The 18,819-nt window shown below is 53.4% G+C and carries 13 protein-coding genes; 1 reads left to right on the top strand and 12 read right to left on the bottom strand.

Annotation, left to right across the window (positions count from 1 at the left end; translation table 11 throughout):
* Positions 1–24: 24 nt before the first annotated feature.
* The 9 genes from A3841_RS06050 to A3841_RS06090 form a co-directional block, all read right to left on the bottom strand.
* The gene (locus tag A3841_RS06050) at positions 25–999 is read right to left on the bottom strand and encodes a polyprenyl synthetase family protein (protein ID WP_073851426.1); all 975 of its coding nucleotides are present in this window, start codon (positions 997–999) and stop codon (positions 25–27) included.
* A 7-nt stretch (positions 1,000–1,006) separates the two neighbouring features.
* Positions 1,007–3,280 carry a ribonuclease R gene (gene rnr / locus A3841_RS06055; protein WP_073851427.1) on the bottom strand — a complete coding sequence of 758 codons (2,274 nt, stop codon included), beginning with the start codon at positions 3,278–3,280 and terminating at the stop codon, positions 1,007–1,009.
* A 204-nt stretch (positions 3,281–3,484) separates the two neighbouring features.
* Positions 3,485–4,249 carry a DUF695 domain-containing protein gene (locus A3841_RS06060; protein ID WP_073851428.1) on the bottom strand — a complete coding sequence of 255 codons (765 nt, stop codon included), beginning with the start codon at positions 4,247–4,249 and terminating at the stop codon, positions 3,485–3,487.
* Between the two features lie 58 nt (positions 4,250–4,307).
* Positions 4,308–6,128 (bottom strand): ABC transporter ATP-binding protein, encoded by a 1,821-nt coding sequence (locus tag A3841_RS06065; protein ID WP_073851429.1) that lies wholly within the window; start codon positions 6,126–6,128, stop codon positions 4,308–4,310.
* A 235-nt stretch (positions 6,129–6,363) separates the two neighbouring features.
* On the bottom strand, positions 6,364–6,804 hold the full coding sequence (locus A3841_RS06070) for a hypothetical protein (protein ID WP_073851430.1): 441 nt from the start codon (positions 6,802–6,804) through the stop codon (positions 6,364–6,366).
* Positions 6,805–6,829: 25 nt separating this feature from the next.
* Positions 6,830–7,450 carry a lipoprotein signal peptidase gene (locus A3841_RS06075; RefSeq protein ID WP_073851431.1) on the bottom strand — a complete coding sequence of 207 codons (621 nt, stop codon included), beginning with the start codon at positions 7,448–7,450 and terminating at the stop codon, positions 6,830–6,832.
* A 108-nt stretch (positions 7,451–7,558) separates the two neighbouring features.
* On the bottom strand, positions 7,559–10,912 hold the full coding sequence (gene ileS, locus A3841_RS06080) for an isoleucine--tRNA ligase (RefSeq protein WP_073851432.1): 3,354 nt from the start codon (positions 10,910–10,912) through the stop codon (positions 7,559–7,561).
* Positions 10,913–11,713: 801 nt separating this feature from the next.
* Positions 11,714–11,905, bottom strand: coding sequence for a CsbD family protein (locus A3841_RS06085; RefSeq protein WP_073851433.1), 192 nt, complete (start codon positions 11,903–11,905; stop codon positions 11,714–11,716).
* Between the two features lie 135 nt (positions 11,906–12,040).
* The gene (locus A3841_RS06090; protein ID WP_073851434.1) at positions 12,041–13,543 is read right to left on the bottom strand and encodes a glycine--tRNA ligase; all 1,503 of its coding nucleotides are present in this window, start codon (positions 13,541–13,543) and stop codon (positions 12,041–12,043) included.
* A 250-nt stretch (positions 13,544–13,793) separates the two neighbouring features.
* On the opposite strand from A3841_RS06090, the gene A3841_RS06095 reads away from it, so the two are divergent.
* On the top strand, positions 13,794–14,930 hold the full coding sequence (locus tag A3841_RS06095) for a hypothetical protein (RefSeq protein WP_083610264.1): 1,137 nt from the start codon (positions 13,794–13,796) through the stop codon (positions 14,928–14,930).
* Between the two features lie 244 nt (positions 14,931–15,174).
* Here A3841_RS06095 and A3841_RS06100 read toward each other — a convergent pair whose 3' ends face one another.
* The 3 genes from A3841_RS06100 to A3841_RS06110 all read right to left on the bottom strand — a co-directional run bounded on the left by A3841_RS06100 (position 15,175) and on the right by A3841_RS06110 (position 18,260).
* Positions 15,175–15,633, bottom strand: a complete 459-nt coding sequence (locus A3841_RS06100; RefSeq protein ID WP_073851436.1) for a hypothetical protein — start codon at positions 15,631–15,633, stop codon at positions 15,175–15,177.
* A gap of 76 nt (positions 15,634–15,709) precedes the next feature.
* Positions 15,710–16,213, bottom strand: a complete 504-nt coding sequence (locus A3841_RS06105; RefSeq protein WP_073851437.1) for a DUF4385 domain-containing protein — start codon at positions 16,211–16,213, stop codon at positions 15,710–15,712.
* Positions 16,185–18,260, bottom strand: coding sequence for a cation:proton antiporter (locus A3841_RS06110; protein WP_073851438.1), 2,076 nt, complete (start codon positions 18,258–18,260; stop codon positions 16,185–16,187). Before A3841_RS06110 ends, A3841_RS06105 begins: the two co-directional genes overlap by 29 nt.
* Between the last annotated feature and the right edge of the window lie 559 nt (positions 18,261–18,819).

The following is an 18,819-nucleotide window of genomic DNA, read 5'->3' on the forward strand; positions in this document are numbered from 1 at the left end:
TGTTTAAGAGGGCTTTTTCGTTGTTTAGCTATCGCGTTCCATTAGCTGCAAGGCCAGGCCGCGGACAGTGCTTTTGCGCTCCTTCGGGAGTTGGATGGCATTGAGGTGGTGCAGGGCCTTCTGGAAGTATAAATCAATCTGCTGCTCCGTCTGGTGGCGGATGTGGAGTTGGTCGTATACTTCGGTCACGGCCTTTACTTTCTCTTCGGCTATACTTTCGTCGGTTTTGTCGCGCCAGCCGATGATGGTCTGGCGCTGCTGCGCGTTGGCCTGCTCCAGCGCCGTCAGCATCAGGAACGTCTTTTTATCCGAGAGGATATCGCCGCCCACCTGCTTACCGAACTTGGCCTTGTCGCCGTACACGTCCAGCAAATCGTCGCGGAGCTGGAAGGCGATGCCGATATTGTCGCCGAAGGCCTTGAGGTGCTCGGCATCGGCTTTTGGCGCATTCTGCAGAATGGCACCCAACTCCAGGCTAAAGCCCACCAGCACGGCCGTCTTCAGCGCAATCATGTGGATGTACTCGTGTATGCTTACCTGCTCGCGGCGCTCAAAGTTCATGTCCAGCTGCTGGCCCTCGCATACTTCGGCGGCCGTGCGGCTGAACAGGCGCAGCACCAGCGGCAGTTTGTCGGGCTCCACGTTCAGCAGCAGCTCATAAGCATGCACCAGCATCACGTCACCGCTGAGGATGGCCGTATTGGCGTTCCATTTCTCGTGCACGGTTTGCTGGCCGCGGCGCAGCGGGGCACGGTCCATGATGTCGTCGTGCATGAGCGTGAAGTTGTGGAAAACCTCCACTGCCGCAGCCGGCAAAAGCGCCTTCTCCACGTCGTCGTCAAACATTTTGGCCCCCAGCAGCACCAGCAGCGGGCGTATTCTCTTGCCGCCGAGCGCCATGATGTAGCGGATCGGCTCGTAAAGCTCCACCGGGTTCTCACCGTAGCGCAGCGTGGATAACGTATGGTTTAACTTCTCGGAAAGGGTGTTGATATCCACAGGATACTTAATGTTGTTTTAGTGTCTCTACCAGGTCCAGATCGATGGTCCGGTCGGCCAGGTTGGCGCTCTTCACCTCTACCAGCACCTCATCGCCGAACGAAATGATACGCTTGGTCTGGCGTCCGATGATGCGGTAGTTGTCCGAGTCCAGCTCGTAGTAATCGTCGTTGATGTCGGCCAGGCGCACCATGCCCTCGCATTTGTTCTCCTCGATCTCCACAAAGATACCCCATTCCGTGACACCGGACACAATCCCCTTGTATTGATTTCCGATCGTATCCTTCATAAACTCCACCTGCTTATACTTGATGGAGGCACGCTCGGCATCGGCGGCGCGCTTCTCCATCTCCGAAGAGTGCTTGCAGCGCTCCTCATACTCCTCTTTCTCGGCAGAGCTTCCCCCATCGAGGTAGTGCTGCAGCAGGCGGTGCGCCATCATGTCTGGGTAACGGCGGATGGGCGAGGTAAAGTGCGAGTAATGGTCGAAGGCCAGGCCAAAGTGCCCCTCGGGCTCGGTGCTATACTTGGCCTTGGCCATGGTGCGGATAGCCAGATTCTGCAGCACGCTCTGCTCGGGCTTGCCCTCGATCTCAGCGGTCAGGTGGTTGAGCTCCTCGGAGATATCACCATCCACATCTACCTTATAGCCAAACTTGCGGGCAAACAGCGAGAACGTGCTCAGTTTGTCGGGGTCGGGGTTGCCGTGCGTGCGGTAGACCATGGTAGGGCGTTTCTTGCCTTTGCCCAGGTCGAACACAAACTCAGCCACGCGCTTGTTGGCCAGCAGCATGAACTCCTCGATCAGTTTGTGGGCATCCTTGCGCTCTTTTACATACACTGACAGCGGCTTGCCGTTCTCGTCGAGCTTAAATTTCACCTCCACCGTCTCAAAGGAGATGGCGCCGTTCTTGAAGCGCTTGGCCTGTAGTTTCTTGGCGATGTTGTTGAGGGTGTTGACTTCCTCGGCAAAGTCGCCTTCGCCGGTTTCAATGCGCTCCTGCGCCTCCTCGTAACTGAAGCGGCGGTCGGAGTAGATGACGGTGCGGCCGTACCAGGTATCGTATAGTTTGCCGCTGTCGTCGAGCTCAAACACCACCGAGAAAGTCAGCTTCTCCTCCTGCGGGCGCAGGGAGCACAGGCCGTTGGAAAGGCGCTCGGGCAGCATCGGGATGGTCCGGTCCACCAGGTAAACAGAGGTGGCTCGGTGGTAGGCCTCTTTCTCCAGCACGCCTCGTGGCTGCACATAATGCGTTACGTCGGCAATGTGTACGCCTATTTCCCAATGGCCATTCTCCAGCTTTTGGATAGAGAGGGCATCGTCAAAGTCCTTGGCATCGGCAGGGTCTATGGTGAAGGTGGTCACGTCGCGGAAGTCGCGGCGTTTGGCGATCTCTCCGGCCGGGATCTTCTCCGACATACTTTCCGCCTCTTCCTCCACTGCCTCCGGAAACTCGAAGGGCAGGCCGAACTCGGCCATAATGGAGTGAATCTCCGCCTCGTGCTCCCCGGCAGGGCCAAATACGCGGATCACCTCGCCAGTGGGGTTCTTGCCCGGCCTGTCCGGCCAATCAATAATGCGCACCAGCACCTTATCGCCCGACTGGGCCTCGTTGAGGTGGCGCTCGCCCACGAAAATATCAAAGTATAAGCGCTTGAAATCAGGCACTACAAAACCGAAGTTCTTGGAGAGCTCCATCAAACCCACCAGCTCGGTGCGCGAGCGCTCCAGCACCTCTGCCACCACGCCTTCCTGGCGGCCGCCTCTTACTGAGGGCAGTACTTCTACTTTCACCAGGTCGCCGTCCATGGCGTACTTTAAGTGCTCGGTGTGCACGCGGATGTCCTCCTCGCGCTCCGGCGACACAATGTAGGCGTACTTGCTGTTGGCCAGGTCCACGCGGCCCGTCACAATGTCCACTTTCAGGTTCATCATGTACTTGTCCTCGTCCACGGCCAGCAGCTTGTTCTCGCGCACCAGCGCCTTCACCAGGTTCTGCACCTGCTCTCTGGCGTCTTTGTCCACGGCGCCGAGGCGGCGGGTAACCTGGCGCATGGTAAACACGGTGTCGGGGCTGTTGGAGAACACCTCGAGCACCACCGCCTTCGGCGATTTTGGACCGCCTTTGCGGTTGGATGGCTCCTTACGGGCGTATGCCTCCCGGGCTGACTCTTTATTGCTTGCTGCGTCGCCGCCTCTTCTGCGGGAGCGGCCTCGGTCACTTCTGTCGTTGCGACTCTCTTTGTCTTTGCCGCCTTTGTTGTCTTTTTTGCTTCTCATGTATCTTCGTCGCTATGGGGGCAGCCAATAGAGCCGCCTCTGCCATTTACAATCTTTAGCCTAAATAGTTTAAGGTTACTATACGCCGCTACGGGCTCTTTGGCTATCGTGTGCTGTAAATCGACTTCAATTTATAGAGAATTTTCTATATATGTGGGGTGTGGAAGCGAATTTGGGGGCGCGGGTAAGGTAAAAGGAAAGGGCTTAAACTTCGATGGACGTCTCCCAGCCATCGTAGTCGCCGTTGTGCTTCTGGGCCAGGCGCCGCAGCAGCAGGACTACCTTGTCTATACTTAGCTGATCAATCTTGTCGGTGCGGCTGATGTGCAGGCGGTGCGGGTAGTCTTCCGAGGAGGCCAGGTAATCGCTGGTGACGACGCTGTAGTTCTCCGTGGCTATACTTTGCAGGAAGGAGGCCCTGTCTTCTGCGGTCTTAAAGTAGATCCAGTGATCCACCTGCCGCGCCTTGCTCAGGTCGTCGCCGTTGCTCTCCAGTTCCTCCAGCACCTTGCGGTTCTTTATACTTTGCAGCTGCTCCGGCTCGGGGTACAGGAAGTTGAAGTAGCGGCTCCAGTTCTCGTCCTTTGTCAGCTTTGCGGTATAGGCGTGGCCGTTGTAACTCTGCATTACCTGCTGCACATGCTCCGCGTACCCGTTGGGCGCGCCCATGTAAAAGTATACTTTGCGGTGCCCGTTGGAGGTCAGGCGGCCCGCGTAGGTGGCTTTGCAGAACTCCCGAAGCACCTCCTCCAGGTCATCCTCCAGGCTCTGCAGCACAATCGTCTCCTGCAGCGATGAGAGCCCGTCGGGCCTGGGGTCCACCATCTGCACCGACACCTGCAGCAGGTTCGGCTTTTCGGCCACAGGGGCAACTTTGGCAAGGCCCAGGTCTACGGCTATGGAGCCGGGCTTATTGTCTACGCTCCTGAAATGAAACTCCCAATCTGGTTCGTGATGCGTCTGTTCCATACGTTACTACCTCTAAAATACTTACGCCAGGGCACAGCAGCGGCAAAAGTTGCCGGGGCTATGCTCCTGCTTTCAGGGCCTCCCGTTTCTGCTGCGCGGCTAAAATATCTTCCGGCTCGCCTTTCGGGATGGCATTCATAAGCGTACGCGTATACTCCTCCCGCGGTTGACGGAAGAGCTGTTCCGGCGTTCCGCTCTCCACAATCCGGCCCTTGCGCATCACTAGTATACGGTCCGACATATACTTTGCTACTGCTAAATCGTGGGTAATGAATATAAGGGTGATGTGAAACTCCCGTTTTAGCCTGTTAAGCAGGTTAAGCACCTGCGCCTGCACCGACACATCCAGCGCCGACACGGACTCATCACAGATGATGCACTGGGGTTGCAGCGCCAGCGCCCGGGCTATACTGATGCGCTGCCGCTGCCCACCCGAGAACTCATGTGGATAACGATGGAAGTGCTCCGGCATAAGTCCTACCTTCTCAAGCAGTTCCAAGACTTTTCCACGGCGTTCGTGGCTGTTTTCGTAGAGGTTATGCACCTGCATCGGTTCCATGATGGCCTCGCCCACCGTATGCATCGGATTGAGGGAGGCGTACGGATCCTGGAAAACCATCTGGAAGTCGTGGCGGCTCTGGCGGAGTTGCTTGGGATTGAGATGGGCCATGTTGCGGCCGTTGAACAGGACGCGGCCACCAGTGGGCTCCACCAGCCGCAGCAGCGCCCGGCCCAACGTAGTCTTGCCGCACCCCGACTCACCTACCAGGCCTATCGTCTCGCCGGGCATCACCTCAAAGCTCACGCCGTCCACGGCTTTTACAAAATCAGTAGAGCGGCTAAAGAAGCTTTTCCGGACCGGGAAGTATACTTTCAGGTTCTCCACCTGCAGCAGCGGCGGCTTCTGCTTGTTTTCCTGCTCCTGTTTTATACTTGCTACCGTGCCTATGTACGTGTTCACCACATCTGCCAAGGAGGGCTCGCATACTTTTTTCTTTCTTTCAATGATATTGCCCTGGGCGTCCTCCAGCATAAAATCCGCCACGGTGGGAAGTATGGACTGCGGCCGGGCAGACAGCCTGGGGCGGCAGGCCAGCAAGCCTTTGGTGTAGGGGTGCTGCGGATCAGTGAAGATGTCCAGCACCCTACCCTGCTCCACCACCTTGCCTTTGTACATCACCAGGATGCGGTCGGCAATTTCGGCCACCACGCCCAGGTCGTGGGTAATGAAAAGTATGGCGGTGCTTTCCTTTACCCGGAGTTCGTCCAGCAGTTGCAGCATGTGCGCCTGCACCGTCACATCCAGGGCAGTGGTGGGCTCGTCGGCAATAAGTATACCTGGCGCGCAGGCCATGGCCATGGCAATCATCACGCGCTGCTGTTGTCCGCCCGAAAGCTCGTGTGGATAAGTATCAAAAACCTTGTCAGGGTTTGGTAGCTTTGCCTTCTCGAAAAGCTGTATCGTGCGTTCTTTGGCCTCTTTTTTAGAAAGGTTGGTGTGTAACAGCAGCACCTCCGCCACCTGCTTTCCACAAGTATAAACCGGGTTCAGTGACGACATCGGCTCCTGGAAAATCATACTTATCTCGCTGCCCCGGATGCCTTGCAACTGCTTTTCCGACAGCTGCAGCAAATCTACCTTGCCATACTTTCCGGATTGGAAAACCGCCTCTCCCCCTGTTGTGCCTGCCGCATCCAGCAGCCGCATCAGCGAGAGCGCCGTTACCGACTTACCTGATCCCGACTCGCCCACTATGGCCAATACCTCGCCCGGGTATACTTCAAACGATACCTTGTCCACCGCTTTGGTGGTGCTGTGGCGTGTGGAGAAAACAGTCTCTAATTCTCTGACTTGAAGTATGGGAGTTTTGATTGGCAAGGGAGAAGTAAGGGTTTGGCTTTTAGTAAAAGTATGAATTTTTGGGAGAAGGTGGCGAGTTGTCTTCCGAGATTAGGATGTCACTTCTCCCCGTTGGAAGTGGGGCTTCTCTATTCTTTCTGTCCTTCTGAAAGGATCTTGTAGGCCAGTAGCGTCTGCTTAACCTCCCTCCTACCAAGGTTCTTTCAGAATGACAGATAAAATAATTGGTTTCCTTACTGCCTATCCAGCCAAATCAATGAAGCAGGATAATTACTGCGGTTAATATGGTGATATAAAACGCCAGTTTATTGCCTCTGATGTACTCCTCAGGGTATAAATCTATCGTTGAAAGTTCTTCGAAAGATAGCGTGGATTTGTGGATGATAAAGCCACTCAAAGACCAAAGACCAAATATTACACCCATAAAGTATGGCTCATGAATGAAGTCAGGGCGAGGAAATCCTATCAAGTATAAGCTCCACTCAAACAGGCACCAAGCCCATACCATCCCAAGAAGACCAAAAAATAGCTTTGTCCAGAATGCACTAAGCCAATGGTCTTCCCTTCGCCTATAACGCAAGTATAGCGCCGCTATCATCAGGTCGAGCTTGTTCAAGTCTTTTTTCATCCTGCTAAAGATAACCAGCCCCAGGCAAAACAAAAAGGCTGCCCCACCCGGAGCAGCCATCTGCATTTATACTTATACTTTATACTTCGGATTACAGCCCCTGCTGTTCTGCAAGTTTGTGCTTCGGCTCTTCGTGGTGCTCGCCAAAGAAACGCTTTTGGTTGAACAGGATCAGCAGCACACCGATGAATATGGCGGAGTCGGCTACGTTAAAGATCGGCCACAGCGACATAGGCTTGCCGCCGAAGATCGGGATCCAGTTCGGCACGATGCCCTCCCATATATCTACATAGAACATATCGATTACCTGCCCATGAAACCACGGTGTAGAGGAACCATACGGGGCGTTATCGAACCACACGCCATAAAAGGTGCTATCAATCAGGTTGCCCACGGCGCCGCCAAGTATAAGCGCGATGCACCAGATGAGGCCTTTCGGGGCTTTATGCTTTACCAGGTAGTACAGGTAGTAACTAATACCGAACATAGCCACCAGGCGGAACAACGTCAGCATGAGTTTGCCATACTCTGATCCCAGCTCCACGCCAAAGGCCATGCCCGGATTCAGGGTGTAGTGCAGCTTCAGCCAGTCTCCTATCAAATGGATCTCACCTGGCAGGCCCATCTCCATGTTATAGTGCACGATCAGCTTCACAACCTGATCGATGAGGATGACAGCAAGCGCAGCCAGGTAATATTTTCCGTATTTCATATCTGAACATTAAGCAGCAGCGCTTTATACTTGCTTTCCGCCGCAATAGACCTCCTTAAAAGTATAAAAGCGCCAGGAACCCCTTTTAGTTTCCTGGCGCTCTCTGGTTTACACAATTGCGTTTTGCTCCGTCTGGATGCGGATGTATACTTTGTACTCATCAATGTCCAGCAGCGTGGCGCTTGGCAACTCCTGTACCACCTCCAGGCCCAGGGCCTGCGTTTCGGCGCAGATGTAGTTGCTATAGTTGGCTACCGCCGCATTTACCTCCGGCGCCGACTGCTGCATGGCGATGTGGATCTTGTCCTGCACCTCCAGGTTGGAGTCCTTACGCAGGTTCTGGATGCGGTTCACCAGGTCGCGGGCGATGCCCTCCTGCTTCAGCTCCTCCGTGATTGTAATGTCCAGGGCCACCGTCAGCTTGCCTTCGCTGGCCACCAGCCAACCCGGGATGTCCTCTGAGGAGATCTCCACATCCTCCGGCGTCAGCACAGCAGTTTCCTCCTCATTCAGCATGATCTTAAAGCCTCCTTCGCGCTCCAGCTCCGCAATGTCCTTCTGCTCCATCTGCTGCACGGCGGCGGCCACCAGCTTCATCTTCGGCCCAAACACCTGCCCCAGCTTTTTAAAGTTAGGCTTGATCTTCTTCACCAGGATACCCGATGTGTCGTCGATGTACTCGATGGTCTTCACGTTCACCTCGCTCAGGATGAGGTCAGCCACAGCTTCTATCTGCTGCTTCATCTTCGGGTTAAGCACCGGAATCAGGATGCGCTGCAGCGGCTGGCGTACCTTGATCATCTCCTTCTTGCGCAGCGAGTGCACCAGTGAGGAAACAGACTGGGCCAGTTGCATGCGCTCTTCCAGGTCCTTGTTGATGTCCTCGTGATTTACCTCCGGGTAATAGGCCAGGTGCACCGACTCCTCCCTATGCCTACTACTCACCGCGTTCAGGTCGCGGTAGAGTTGTTCGGTAAAGAACGGCGCCACCGGCGCGGCAAGTATGGCGATGTTCTCCAGGCAGGTATAAAGTGTCTGGTAAGCGGCCATCTTGTCCTGGTTGTACTCGCCTTTCCAGAAACGTTTGCGGTTGAGGCGCACGTACCAGTTGCTCAGGTCGTCCACCACGAAATCCTGGATGGCACGGGCAGCACGGGTCGGGTCGTAGTCGGCATAGTAGCCGTCCACGTCCTGTATCAGGGTGTTCAGCTTGGAAATGATCCAGCGGTCCGACTCGGTGCGCTGCGCCATCGGCACATCGGCCTCAGAATAAGTGAAATTATCGAGGTTAGCGTAGAGCGCGAAGAACGAGTACGTGTTCTGCAGCGTGCCAAAGAATCGGCGCTGCGTCTCCACTACCCCATCCGGGTTAAACTTCAGGTTGTCCCATGGCGGCGCGTTCGAGATCATATACCAGCGCACGGCATCCGGGCCGTACTGGCCGATCATCTCGAAGGGGTCGATGGCGTTGCCGAGGCGCTTGCTCATCTTGTTGCCATTCTTGTCAAGCACCAGGCCGTTAGCGATCACGTTCTTGTAGGCCACGCTATCCTCCAGCATCACAGCCAGCGCATGCAGCGTGAAGAACCATCCGCGTGTCTGGTCCACCCCCTCGGCAATGAAGTCGGCCGGGAAGTTCTGCTCGAAGATTTCCTTGTTCTCGATCGGGTAGTGCCACTGTGCATAAGGCATGGCGCCGGAGTCGAACCACACGTCGATCAGGTCTGGCTCTCTGTACATTGGCTTGCCGGAGTCGCTCAACAGAACTACGTTATCCACGTACGGGCGGTGCAGGTCTTTCACCTCTACCGAGGCATCCATCACACCGGCGTCCACAGCTCTGGCAATCTCCTCGTTCAGCTGCGCGATGGAGCCGATGCAGATCTCTTCCTCGCCGCCTTCTGTTCGCCAGATCGGCAGCGGCGTACCCCAGTAGCGGGAGCGCGACAGGTTCCAGTCCACCAGGTTCTCAAGCCAGTTGCCAAAACGGCCCGTGCCCGTAGACTCCGGTTTCCAGTTGATGGTCTTGTTCAGCTCGATCAGGCGGTCCTTCACGGCCGTGGTTTTGATGAACCAGCTATCCAGCGGGTAGTAGAGCACCGGCATATCGGTACGCCAGCAGTGCGGATAGGTGTGCTCATACTTCTCTACTTTAAAGGCCTTGCCCTCCTCTTTCAGCTTGATGGCGATCTTTACGTCGGTCGGCCTATACTCTGGGGAAGACTCATCTTCCTTGGCATAGTTCTTCACGTACATGCCGGCAAAGTCGGTGATTTCTGGTACAAAGCGGCCCTGCCTGTCCACGATCGGGGCAGGTTTGCCGTTCTCGTCGAGCACCAGCAGCGCCGGGATATCGTTTTGGGCGGCAACGCGAGCGTCATCCGCACCAAAGGTTGGCGAGATGTGCACCATACCGGTACCGTCCTCAGTCGTTACATAGTCGCCGATGATCACGCGGAAGGCGGGCTTGTCCGGCTGCACGTAGGGCATCAACTGGTGGTACTCTACGCCTGCCAGGTCAGCGCCCGTAAATTCCTCCACGACTTTGTAAGGGATCAGCTTATCGCCTGCCTTGTAACCGGTCAGGGCCAGTTCAGCGGCTTTGGGGTTGAAGTAGCGGCTCACCAGGTCCTTGGCTAATATAACCGAGATCGGCTCGAACGTATACTGATTGTAGGTCTGTACTTTTACATACTTGATGTTCTTGCCTACGGCCAGCGCTGTGTTGGCCGGCAGTGTCCAGGGCGTGGTGGTCCAGGCCAGGAAGTATACTCTCTCCTCCTCATGCTCGAAGAGGAACATGTTGCGGGTAATCTTCTTCACCTCAAACTGCGCCACAATGGTGGTATCCTTCACCATCTTGTAGCAGCCTGGCTGGTTGAGTTCGTGCGAGCTCAGACCGGTGCCGGCAGCCGGCGAAAAGGGCTGGATGGTATAGCCTTTGTACAGATAACCTTTGTCGTAGAGCCTTTTCAGCAGGGCCCAGCAAGACTCGATGTACTCATCCTCGAAGGTGATGTAGGGGTTGTTCAGGTCGACCCAGTAGCCCATCTGCTCAGTGAGCGTGTCCCACTGGTTCTTAAAGCGCATCACCGTTTCGCGGCAGTGCTGGTTGTACGCTTCTACCGAGATGGTTTTGCCAATGTCTTCCTTGGTGATGCCCAGTTCCTTCTCTACCTGCAGTTCTACGGGCAGTCCATGCGTATCCCAGCCGCCTTTGCGGTTTACCTGGAAGCCTTTCAGCGTCTTGTAGCGGCAGAAAATATCCTTCACGGCGCGGGCCATTACGTGGTGAATTCCCGGCGTGCCGTTGGCAGAAGGCGGCCCCTCATAAAACACAAAAGGCGTGTTGCCTTCACGGGTGGCTACTGATTTTTCAAAGATATTGTGCTGCTTCCAGAAGGAGAGCACTTCTTCGCCTACCTTGGCGTAATTCAGGTTTTTATACTCGTTGTACTTCACCGTTTATAGGTTTTATAACTTCCTCAACCGTTATTCTCTTTTTCTTGCTTTGCCGCCTCACGTTCAGTTTGCCTTTGATTGCCTGTGAATGGTCTCCAGCGCATGTAAAGTCGTGGTCAGCAAGATGGCAATTTAAGCAGGTTTGGCCACATTTCAATCGATGAGGCCAGCTTCCACTGCATTCCAACACGCTGCTATGGCATTGGTTCTGCAAAGGTACAGATTTTTTGCGGCACCGGGAGGCTGCAAACGCATAAAGCTGCTGAAACGAACCTGCCTAAGTGGCTATGAATCTGCTACGTCTGGTCAGATAAGCGCTGGGCTTCCCTTACGCTCCCTGCCTCTCCCCGCGCCTGCTGCTGGCTGTGCATAAAAGGAGTACAATCGGCCCATTTATACTTCCTGCCGCGATTTCATACTTGTTTTTCACATGCTGATGCCTGTTTAGCCTCCTGTGCCGCGTTCTCCTCCCAATATGTGTATTTCCCGCAGTTTTTTACACGACACAAATGTGTATAACTTTCAAGCTTTCGCCTTTTACACATCTAATCCACTGTTTTCACGCTCCTCCTTATACATTTTAACACGCATAAATCCACATTTTATACTTTACATAACTTTCACACTTAAAGACAAGTTCTAACGCCTGTGATTCTTTCGCTCTATACTTTATACTTGGAACGGGGTTGGCAAAGTATGAGGCCGGTGCGTTCAACGCAAATCGCCCCATACACCGGTGAAGGAGATGGGGCGATGAATGGTGTCCCTATTAAGACGGTATACTTGCAGTTCTACGGAGCCTTAGAGGCGGTCAATCCACTCCTTTATCTCGTGCTTGGTCTTGCCTACTCTTTGCTGCATCCGTCCAAGCCACTCGTCCTGCCTGCCTTCTTCATAGGTCAGGTCGTCATCGGTTAAGTCTCCGTATTGCTGCTTCATTTTGCCCTTTAGCTCATTCCAGTTGCCGCGGGCCCTGTATTCTGTTTCTCTCATGGTTTTAATGCTTGATTTATACTTCTATAAACGAGCCGCGGTATCGGGGGGTTTAAAACAGGCTAAGCCACAAGAACATAAAAAAAGCCGAAGGCGCTGCTGCACCTTCGGCTTTCTCCATTTTATACTTTATACTTAGGCCAGCTTTTCCAGAATGCTCTTAAAGCTGACAGCCTTGCTGATGTAGGCCTGCAGTTCGCTGATGGGCATGCGCACCTGCTCACGGCTGTCGCGGTCGCGCACGGTTACGGTATTATCCTCCAGCGTTTGGTGGTCTACAGCAATACAGAAAGGCGTGCCGATCAGATCCTGACGGGTGTAGCGCTTGCCGATGCTGTCGCGGTCTTCGTAAATCAGGTTGAAATCATACTTCAGGCTGTCGTAGATCTCGGAAGCTTTCTCCGGCAGCCCGTCTTTCTTGGTCAGCGGAAGTATGGCGGCTTTCACCGGGGCCAGCGCCGGGTGCAGTTTCAGGAAGGTGCGGCTCTTGGTGCTTTCACCCTCGGTAATCTCTTCTTCGGTATAGGCGCTGCACAGTACCATCAAAAACAGGCGGTCAGCGCCTACGGAGGTCTCCACCACGTAAGGCACGTAGTTGCCGTAAGGCTTGCCTTCCTCGTTCAGGTCGTTGTCGAAGTACTGTAGCTTTTTGCGGCTCAACTCCTGGTGCTGCGTCAGGTCGAAGTCGGTGCGGGAGTGGATACCCTCTACCTCTTTGAAACCAAACGGGAACTCAAACTCGATGTCCAGGGCAGCGTTGGCGTAGTGGGCCAGCTTCTCGTGGTTGTGGAAGCGCAGTTTGTTGGTTGGCACCCCAATGGCCTCGTGCCACTTACGGCGCGTATCTCTCCACTGCTCGTACCACTCCATCTCGGTGCCAGGGCGCACAAAGAACTGCAGCTCCATCTGCTCAAACTCGCGCATGCGGAAGATAAACTGGCGCGCCACGATCTCGTTCCGGAAGGCCTTTCCGATCTGGGCGATACCGAACGGCACCTTCATGCGGCCGGTCTTCTGCACGTTCAGGAAGTTTACGAAAATGCCCTGAGCCGTTTCGGGGCGCAGGTAAATGGTCTGCGAATCTTCGGCCACAGAGCCCACCTGGGTGGAGAACATCAGGTTGAACTGGCGCACTTCCGTCCAGTTGGTGGTACCGGAGACCGGGCATTTGATATTTTCCTTGATGATAAGTTCGCGCACACTGTCCAGGTCCTCAGCGCCGAGCAGCCTACCCATCTCTACCAGCAGTTCGCTGGCTTTCTCGTAGTGGCCGTCTTTCTCGTACTGGGCCGCTTTGTCTTCGATCAGCACGTCGGCACGGTAGCGTTTCTTCGAGTCCTTGTTGTCGATCATCGGGTCGTTGAAGCTGTCCACGTGACCAGAGGCCTTCCAAACCAGCGGGTGCATAAAGATCGACGCGTCCAGGCCAACTACGTTCTGGTTTAGCTGCGTCATGCTTTTCCACCACAGGGTCTTGATGTTGTTCTTCAGCTCCACGCCCATCTGGCCGTAGTCATACACGGCCTGCAGTCCATCATAGATCTCGCTGGACGGGAATATGAAACCATACTCCTTCGCGTGCGAGATGATGTCTTTTAACTGAGCGTTTTCTACAGGTGTTTTTTCTTGTGTCGCCATGCCGCAAATATACTTCTTTCGTGTCTGTTTATGCCAAATGCTAAGTTATACTTTTATTCGTGTATTTGCCCCTCCTTTACCCTTACACTTCTTTATCCCTGCACTTACTGGTTTTCCCGCTTGCATACTTTGGCTCAAACTAAATTTTTTGCCTGCTGCGTGGTAACAATTTCTTAACATTGCACATCAAGACTTAACATTGGTATAACTTACCTTTGCAGCGTTTTATTTCTCACTCATACATTTCATGATGGCTAAGACTAGAAAGAAGCTAAGTACTGTAGCACCAGCCAAGCCACACAAGTTCACCAAGCGGTATAGTTTGGTAGATGTTGTCTTTCAGAAGGAAAAGAAGTTCCTATACTTCATCGCCTTCTCCCTGATAGCTGCGGGTGCGCTATACCCTTACCCCTCCATCGCCATGTGGGTGGGCTTTGCCTTTGCCGGTTACTCTGCCATCGCCAACGACAGTATTCAGACGATTGGCACGTTCATCGGTTCCAACGAGGACAAGAAATGGTACTGGCAGTGGCTGTTCATGGGCCTTATTTTTGTTTTCACGATTACCTACAGCTGGGTGGTATTCGATGGCGATGTGTCGTATCAGCGTTTAGCCACACCTGGTCTGGAGACGGCACCGACCAGCTTTGTATACCTGCAGCTGGCTTCGCCCATCATCCTGTTACTGCTTACCCGTTTCCGCATTCCTGTTTCCACCACGTTCATGCTGCTCAGCGTGTTCACGGCCACATCGGGTACTATCCTGAGCATGATCAACAAAAGTATAGCCGGTTACTTCGTGGCCTTTTTCTCGGCCCTGGTTATCTACCTGGTGCTTACCAAGGTCATCAAACGTTTTATCAAGGGGAAGGCGCACATTTCCTGGACCGTTGCCCAGTGGGTGATCAGCGGTTTCCTGTGGTACACCTGGCTGGCCCAAGACCTGGCCAACATCGCCGTTTACCTGCCCCGCCAGCTCAATGTATATGAGTTCCTGACTTTCACCCTGTTTATTTTCCTGGGCCTTGGTTTCCTGTTCTACAAGAAAGGGGATAAGATCCAGAACATCATCAACGAGAAATCAGAGGTGCGCGACGTTCGCAGCGCCACCATCATCGACCTGGTGTATGCCATCATTCTTTATTTATTCAAGGAAGTGAACAACATCCCGATGAGCACAACCTGGGTTTTTGTGGGTTTGCTGGCCGGCCGCGAGCTGGGTATGCGCCTGCGCGCGCAAGACTCCCCGGTTAAGTTCGCCAAGACGTTCAATCTGATCGGCAAAGACATCCTGTCGGTAGCCATTGGTTTGACCATCTCCATAATCCTGGCAGTTGCCATTAACCCTGTGATACAGGAGGAGTTATATAACTTCTTCTTTGAATAGCCTTCTCACCTGCTTCTGACTCTTAAAAGCCTGGCATCGCTGCCGGGCTTTTTTGTTGGTGGACCTGTGGACATCCTTTTAAAGCATGAAGTATAAAAGTGGCCTTTTGAGTAAACGCAGTGGCTTTCGCGTATACTTATCCACGTGGTACGGCAGGTGATTTATACTTTGCACGAGACATAAAAAGAGCCCCGGCTATCATTTAGCCGGGGCTCTTCCTTTTTTAAAGTATAAACAGTTTTACCTATTTCTCAGGCCATACTACTTCCAGGTCGTCGTTGATGAATACCCCGAAGTTTACGGCGATCAGCTGGTCTTCGTCGAAGTATAGGTCGATCATCTCTTTCTCAAAAGAGATGCGGGTCTCGCCGGTTTCAGCCTCCTCTTCCTCCGGGTTGGTAACCTCGTGGTCGGTGAAAAGCTGCAGGACCTGCTGGCGGCTCATCTCGAAAACGCGCTCCCCGAAGATCTGCACGTCCCGGTTGGCTGTCTCGATGCAGCTCAGGCGGTAATCGTCCTCCTTATCGAAGTAGAGCGAGTAGCCCTCCTCCCAGTAGTTCCAGGCCTGATGCTCGAACTCATCCTCCTCATCTGATTCTTCCACCTCTTCAGGCTCGCCCAACAATTCTTCTACTTCTTCCATTGTCAGGCCAAACTTGATCTTACCAAGCCCTTTGCCCAACCTGATGTCTTTATTGATCATGTTCAATAGTGATTTTTTATATGTGCAAAGATACGGTTTTTACCTTTCGTTGGGTTTTCTTTTTATTCTGCCCGGGCTATTCGTGCAGGTCTCTGAATTCCTCCATCAGCTGCCTATACTTCTCGTTCTCCTTCGCCTGCTCCCACTTCTCCCTGAATATCGCCGCTGACTCGGCTTTTACGGGATCCGGATCGAGGGGGAGTTGCGGTCTGCCGTGGGCGCCGCTCTGGCCTTTTTTATCGTCCGGCACGGGGCCATTATACTTCTGGCCGCTGCGATGGTTGGCGTAGCGCCTGCTGCGGGTGTAGCCCATCTGCAGGAACTTGCGGGCCATGTCCGCGCCCACAAAATCGTTTTGCCCCAGGTATTCCAGAAACAAAGTATAAATCTTCTCGCTCGATTCCCGCGCCACTTCCGGGTTTTTGAACCGCCAGTGCGGCAGTATCTCCGACTTGTACGGCTCCACCAGCAATACGCCTTGCTCTCCTTTTCCTACCCTGTACAGCTCCGGGTGCTTCCTGAAATCTGTTTTATCGAAGTCCAGCTTATAGTTAAACGCTTTTTTCGCTTGTTTCTTCATACGCCTCCGTCGTCTGTTTCACCGGCACCGACTGGTGCTCTGAGTACTGTTCCGGGTAAATCACGATAAAGCTGTTGTCCTTATAATCCCTAGACAGCACGCGCGGCACGTAATCCATGTTGCTGTTATAGGAAATCGTTTTCTTTCTGGCCGAGATCACGATCACCATGTCATCCTTCTGCAGCTCTGACTTCATGCCGGCTATGTCTTTCATACTTGTGTACTCCTGGTAGCTTGCTTCCACGGTCGGCTTGCTGCCGCTTACGGCTTTCTTGAGCTTGTTGAGGGTTCTTCTTCGGGACCGGAATACGATAGGCGCCCCCAGTTGCGTCGATAGCAGCTTCACGGACTTGATCCACCTCAGGAAGCCTCTTTCCAGTTCTGCGTTCGTTGGCACGATCACCATCAGCCTTCCCGTCGTGTTCAAGGGCTGGATGATCTTGCATACCAGGATCATCTCGTCTGTGTTTTCGAGGAGGTTGTCCAGCACTGACCCGAAGATCCTGTCGCGGGTTGTTATCTTGGCGTTCCAGCCCAGCACCACCTCCGTGATCATCAGTTCTTTTATGGCCCTCAGAATTCCGCTCGATACGTTCACGTCAATCTTGGAAACCAGCTGCACATCATTGTCTGTGGCCGAGGCGTGTGTGATGGCCTCCTGCAGCATCTTGTTCTTCTTGAAGATCTCCTCCTCGGCGTGCTCATTGTCTATCACCACGGCCAATGGGAAAATCGGGGCCTTATGCGCCGGGTTCTTCAACATGATCGAGAGGTCGATCAACTGCTCGATGGTTTTCGGATTCCCTATCGGCACAAGGATCCGGTCTGGTTTCTGACTGATGTCCGGCTTCCTTCGGCTCTCGAAAATGGCCAGTTTCTTGCCTACCTTTTCCGTCGTCAGGGAGCTCACCATACTTGAGGTCAGGATCAGTACCACCGCACCGTTCAGGGCACTCTCCCCTATCAGGCCTATCTCGTACCCTGCCAGCACCACGGCCAGTGTTGCCGCCGCGTGTGCACTGCTCAGGCCGAATATCAGGTTACGCTGCAGCACGCTGAACCCGAATATTTTTTGCGTAAGGAATGCAGCGGCATACTTGGTGAGCGGCGAGAGCACCACAATTGTGGCCGCTATCAGCATGGCGTTTGTGTCCGTGAAGAGTACTTTCAGGTCCACCAGCATGCCGGTGCTGATCAAAAAGAATGGGATGAAGATGTTGTTGCCTACAAACTCTACCCTGTTCATCAGGGGCGATGTATGCGGTATGAGTGGGTTGAGCGCCAGGCCCGCCAGGAATGCGCCGATGATGGCCTCCATGCCTGCCAGCTCCGAGAGGAAGGCTGCGGCGAAGATAACAGTGAGCACGAAGATGTACTGCGCGCCCTTTTCGCTCTCCAGTTGCTTAAACATCCATTTGGCAATCTTGGGAAACACCCAAAGCACCACCACCACAAAGGCAATCATCTTGATGACCATCCATACCCAGAAGCCTGCGCTGGTTTCGCCCTGCGTTGAATTGATGATGATGGCCAGCACAAAAAGCACCGCTGTGTCGGTTATCAGCGTTCCACCTATGGTGATGGTAACTGCCTCGTTCTTGCTTAAGCCCAGTCGGCTGACGATGGGGTATGCCAATAGCGTGTGCGGGGCAAACATACTTGCCAGAAGTATGGCTGGTTTTATATCGTAATCGTGCAGGTAGAGAAAAACCACCGTACCCACCGAGATGGGTATCAGGAACGTGAAGGTGCCGAAAACGATGCTCCGTATCTTGTAGCGCTTAAAGTCTATCATGTCTATCTCCAGGCCTGCCTGGAACATGATATACAGCAAGCCCACCGTTCCGAACAACACGATGCTCGCGTCCCGCTCCAGGATATGAAACCCGTTCGGCCCCAGTATCACCCCAGCTATAATCAGGCCCACGATTCCCGGTATACTGAATTTTTTCAGGAATATCGGCACCACCAGAATGATCAGGAGCACCAACGTGAATATCAGTATTGGCTCGTGGAACGGGAGCGATAGGTCTACCTTTAAAAGCATAGTTTATCTTGTTGTGTGTATCCTTTTGCTTTGCGAGTTCTAAATATACAGATTTTCTCCTTGTTTTTTTCTCCTGTGTAAGCTCCCCGCCCCGTTTCACAGTCTTTTTTCCCGACCTTTCCACACTTCACAGTCCTTAATAATTTTTGTAAGAAGATTTTTTAAATAGAATCCTCTTTCATTGTTAGGTCTGTTTATAAGTGGACAACTTTACTCAGGTTTGTGTAAGGTCCATAACTTGTGTACATCGTTTGTTCTTTTCACCAGCCGCAAGGTTGAGATGTGGATTTTAGCTGCTTTTGTACCAATAGCTTAGCCCTCTTATCCACTTTTTGCCCTTTTGTGTGTATTTCTTTATGAACAGGAAACAGAAAGGTGGAAAAGGCCCAAACGGAGGGTGAATTATACACCGGTATCCACTTTTTACCCTTTGTGTAAGCCATTCCGGGGTGTGTAATATCTGTGCGTGCAAGTTATCCTTACCTTTACCCACGCTTTTCCACAGGGTTAGGCACAACTTTGTGGATTAGTGAAAAAATTTTCTGACTCCCTGTTTTCT

Origin of the sequence: Pontibacter flavimaris, assembly GCF_001907195.1 — a bacterium.
Taxonomy (GTDB): domain Bacteria; phylum Bacteroidota; class Bacteroidia; order Cytophagales; family Hymenobacteraceae; genus Pontibacter; species Pontibacter flavimaris.

Coding starts and splice junctions, on each gene's coding strand:
- rnr (WP_073851427.1), bottom strand. CDS start 3,280: ATGAGAAGCAAAAAAGACAACAAAGGCGGCAAAGACAAAGAGAGTCGC.
- A3841_RS06060 (WP_073851428.1), bottom strand. CDS start 4,249: ATGGAACAGACGCATCACGAACCAGATTGGGAGTTTCATTTCAGGAGC.
- A3841_RS06070 (WP_073851430.1), bottom strand. CDS start 6,804: ATGCAGATGGCTGCTCCGGGTGGGGCAGCCTTTTTGTTTTGCCTGGGG.
- A3841_RS06075 (WP_073851431.1), bottom strand. CDS start 7,450: ATGAAATACGGAAAATATTACCTGGCTGCGCTTGCTGTCATCCTCATC.
- A3841_RS06085 (WP_073851433.1), bottom strand. CDS start 11,905: ATGAGAGAAACAGAATACAGGGCCCGCGGCAACTGGAATGAGCTAAAG.
- A3841_RS06090 (WP_073851434.1), bottom strand. CDS start 13,543: ATGGCGACACAAGAAAAAACACCTGTAGAAAACGCTCAGTTAAAAGAC.
- A3841_RS06095 (WP_083610264.1), top strand. CDS start 13,794: ATGGCTAAGACTAGAAAGAAGCTAAGTACTGTAGCACCAGCCAAGCCA.
- A3841_RS06100 (WP_073851436.1), bottom strand. CDS start 15,633: ATGATCAATAAAGACATCAGGTTGGGCAAAGGGCTTGGTAAGATCAAG.
- A3841_RS06105 (WP_073851437.1), bottom strand. CDS start 16,213: ATGAAGAAACAAGCGAAAAAAGCGTTTAACTATAAGCTGGACTTCGAT.
- A3841_RS06110 (WP_073851438.1), bottom strand. CDS start 18,260: ATGCTTTTAAAGGTAGACCTATCGCTCCCGTTCCACGAGCCAATACTG.